The organism is Veillonella sp. (assembly GCF_019414865.1).
In the GTDB taxonomy this organism is placed as follows: Bacteria; Bacillota; Negativicutes; order Veillonellales; family Veillonellaceae; genus Veillonella.
Window position 1 is genome coordinate 1 of the sequence record NZ_DXLG01000133.1, and the last position, 4,075, is coordinate 4,075.

Annotated in this window: 5 protein-coding genes; all 5 read left to right on the top strand. The window is 38.1% G+C overall.

Annotation, left to right across the window (positions count from 1 at the left end):
- Nucleotides 1–123: 123 nt before the first annotated feature.
- Entirely contained in the window at nt 124–1,068 is a 945-nt protein-coding gene (locus QZ334_RS07245; RefSeq protein ID WP_295233206.1) for a hypothetical protein, read from the top strand.
- 1 nt (nt 1,069) lies between these two features.
- On the top strand, nt 1,070–1,846 hold the full coding sequence (locus QZ334_RS07250; protein ID WP_178884532.1) for a hypothetical protein: 777 nt from the start codon (nt 1,070–1,072) through the stop codon (nt 1,844–1,846).
- A gap of 116 nt (nt 1,847–1,962) precedes the next feature.
- A complete protein-coding gene (locus QZ334_RS07255; RefSeq protein ID WP_005387948.1) occupies nt 1,963–2,334 on the top strand; it encodes a RidA family protein in 372 nt (123 codons plus the stop codon).
- Nucleotide 2,335: 1 nt separating this feature from the next.
- Entirely contained in the window at nt 2,336–3,583 is a 1,248-nt protein-coding gene (locus QZ334_RS07260) for a serine dehydratase subunit alpha family protein (protein ID WP_005387949.1), read from the top strand.
- A gap of 154 nt (nt 3,584–3,737) precedes the next feature.
- Nucleotides 3,738–4,075 (top strand): hypothetical protein (locus QZ334_RS07265; RefSeq protein ID WP_295233210.1); only part of this gene is annotated, 338 nt, incomplete at its 3' end.

Genomic DNA, 4,075 nt, shown 5'->3' on the forward strand with positions numbered 1-4,075 from the left:
TCTCCATATAGTATAATAATTAGTATATGCAGTATAGATTATCTTTTTAAAATCTTTATGGATGCAATATGGATTATGAATATAATCTGTATACGAATGTATTGTTAAATCGTGAGGTGTCTTATGAGAGCTCTCAACAAAAAAATGATGACATTGGCTTGTGCCACATGCTTGACTGTTGGCATGGGTGCAGTGGCATGTGCGGATACAGTAGATTTAGGCTATGGTTTATATGGCAGTACGTCTCCTACGGTGAAGGCTGTAGAGGTTATGCGCGTTCCTACAGATGCAAAGCTACGGAATAATGAGCAAAGCCAAATAATTTCAGTGGCAAACAAAGCAGCCGTTGATGCTGTTAATGCTAGTTTAAAATTGCAAGCACCGGTACAAATTGAACCTATGAAGGGGGATGTGTTAGATGGATTTTCCGTCTATCAATTGCAAGGAACCGATAAACAAGGTCATCATGTAGGTCAGTTAGTCGTTGTAGACTATTCTAAAAATGCTATAGATCAAGTGATTAATATGAATAAAACTATTTTAGAAAAGGTTCCAGACGCAGAAAAAGCTAAAATAAAAAGCTCTATCTCTAAATATGTAGATTCCTACTCTAAAGAGAAGGCTCAACAACAATTACAAGGCCTGAAGAGCAATACGATTGAAGGTGCTAAATTAGCAAAAGATTTGAAGATGCTAAATGACAAGTTACCTGCTCACATTATGGGGGTAGTTGATAAAATGCTTGCTACAGAAAAGAATTTATCTCCTAAAAGTAAAGAAGAGCTCCGTTCTTATGTAGACTTTATGGCAAAACAAGTGAGCCTAGATGCAACTCATGTAGGATATAAACCTGTTCAAACACGTTATGGTACGGCTGTAACAGGCGATTTGCGTGGTGGTCTTAGCTATGATGGTTTTAGAAATTCTTATGCTTTGATTGGTTATGCCGTTCCTACAGATAAAGGTGTATCCTTACAGATTTTATCATCTGATGATTCTAGCTATGATTATTGGGCTAATGAGTTGAATCATATGTATCAAACACAATCTCTCAAGGGAGGTAAATAATATGAAATCTTTGAAAGTATTGGCTTGTGCAGCCTGTTTATTAGGTACTGTATCTGGCGTAGGTTTCGCTAAGGATGTGCAAACTATTGCAGGTTCTATGGTAGTGCCTAACAATGTAAATGTTGTTTCTGCATCTAAAACAAATACACGTGATTTTGTAGAAAAACAATTGAATGAGAACCCTTCAAAATCTTCAATGGCAAATATGATGGCCAAGGAGCTTCTTCAAAACTTTGGCACTACTTTTGACGTATACCAATTAAAAGGTGCTGACAAAACAGGTCAAAAGGATGCGTTAGTAGTAGCTGTAGATGTTAAACAAATAGCACAGCAAGTGGCTAAAGATAAGACAAATGATCCTATGTTTGTAGCTGCAATGGCAGCTCTAGATAAAGGTCAAATTGATCCTGTTACAGAGCAACTCATGCTAGGTGCCATTAACAAGCAAATTCCAACTACTACAACTGTAGTCCCTTTAAATGATCCGAAACGTTATGCTAATCTTAAGACTCGGTCAGGTGAACTGCTTATAAAACCTAGAACGCTTACCGTAGAAAATGCGGAACAAGTACATCCTGTGGCTGGTACAAAATATCAAACTTATGCAGCAAGTTCTCGCTTGTTATATGCGGATGGAAATGTACAAACTCCGCTTTATGCAAATACTGCATTTGTGTTAAAGCCAGGCAAACCGGTACTATACGTAGGTGTAACAACTGATGTACAACGGGATTATTTCAAAACGATATTTGACAACGCCTTCAAATCTATTAAATAATTTATGATAGATATGCTTTCACGAAGTATGTCATTTACAAGGTAATTACTAATGTGAGTATGGCGGCATTAGAATGATCTATATTATTTTCAATTATATTTTAAAGGAGAATTATTATGAACACAATTCACACAGACAAAGCTCCAGCAGCAGTAGGTCCTTACTCTCAAGCTAAAGTAGTACGCGGTTTATTATTCGCTTCTGGTCAAATTCCACTCGATCCTGCAACTGGTTCCATTGTTGCAAGTGGTATCGTAGAGCAAACTGAACAAGTATGTAAAAACATTGATGCTGTATTGGCTGCAGCAGGTTCTGACTTCTCTGAAGTTATTAAAACTACTTGTTTCTTGGCTGATATTGCTGACTTCAAAGCATTTAACGAAGTGTATGCTAAATATTTCACTTCTAAACCAGCTCGTTCTTGCGTAGCAGTAAAAGACCTTCCATTAGGTGCTTTGGTAGAAGTGGAAATTATTGCGGAAGTATAAGATGGATTATATTTCCTTATTACAATCAGAGATGCGTCCTGCCTTCGGGTGCACTGAGCCAATTGCATTGGCTTATGCGGCTGCGAAGGCAGTCTCTGTTTTAGATGAGTTTCCTAACCATATTCACGCACGATGCAGCGCGAATATTATAAAAAATGTAAAGTCCGTAGTCATTCCTAACTCTGGTGGTCGAAAAGGTCTTCAAGCTGCTACTACGCTTGGCGCCATCGTAGGTCACCCTGAGCGTGAGCTAGAGGTATTAGAATCTGCTACAGATGAAGATCGTAAATGGCTCGGCACATTATTAGATGCCAACTTCTGTACGGTCTCACTCGCTGAAGGTGTAGATAATCTTTATATCGAAATCACTGCTGAAACAGATGAACATACAGCAGTGGTTCGCATTGAAAACGACCATACAAATGTAACCTATGTTGCTGTAGATGGTGAGATTGTGTCTGAAACAATCAATGAAATTAAGAAGGTTGCAAAAACAGAATATGCTATGACCTTTGATAGCATTTACGAATTTTCTAAAACGGCAGATATTTCTGGCATCATTCCTCAAATCAAACAGCAAGTAGAATACAATACAGCTATTTCTCGAGAAGGTTTGTCTAACGATTATGGCTCCAATATTGGCCAGCTCTTGTTGTTGGATGAAGAAAATCCGTCTCTAGAAACGAAATGTAAAGCTCGTGCAGCGGCTGGATCCGATGCACGCATGAGTGGGTGTCCATTGCCTGTTGTAATTTGCTCTGGCTCTGGTAACCAAGGCTTAACAGTATCGGTACCTATCATTACAACTGCTGAGGAACTTGGTAAAAGTGATGACGAACTGTACCGTGCACTCGTCTTTGCTAATTTGTTAACACTGTACGTTAAATCTGGTATAGGTAAATTGTCTGCCTACTGCGGTGTTGTATCTGCCGGTGTAGTCAGTGTAGCAGGTATTGCCTTCTTGAAAGGTGATAGCAAGGATATTATTGAAAATACTCTTGTGAATGGTCTTGCTAGCTTATCCGGTATCGTATGCGATGGCGCGAAACCATCCTGTGCAGGTAAAATTGCTATCTCCCTTGATGGCGCGTTCATGGGATATAAACAAGCCCGCCTTAACAAGAACTACCAAAAAGGCGATGGCCTTGTAGCCTACTCCGTTGATGAAACCATACGCAGTATCGGCACTGTGGCTCAAGGTATGAAAGAAACGGACGTAGTTATCTTGAATGAAATGCTAAAACACTAAGCTTTAATATAAATTAACCCCCGATGCAGACAAAGTCTGCATCGGGGGTTGCTTTCTTAAGAAATTTTATTACATTATCATTTGGTTGGTTACATTTAGAGGTATAATTAAAACAAAATATTTTAATCAGTGGTATAGTCTGAGGTGAGTTAGTTTGAGTGTGTTATTACCTGAAAAGAAAGGCATTTCTGAAACGCTTGTTAATTTTTATCATAAAGTATTTCCCAGCGCGGATGAAAAATATTGGCGTACATACAAATCAACTATTTTTAATGAAATAAAACATCTTTCATATATTGAGTTGAGATGGGAATTGATTAAGATGCAGGCCGAATTAGAAAGTAAGTTTACCTTTATATGGAGTTCTGTTGTATTTGGTGTGATTAGTGCGGGAATATTCACTTATGGATTAGAACTTGCTACCAAAGTCATCGAATTTGGGGAATATTATGAAGTATATATGTTAAGTACAGTATATATGGATTTTATGCT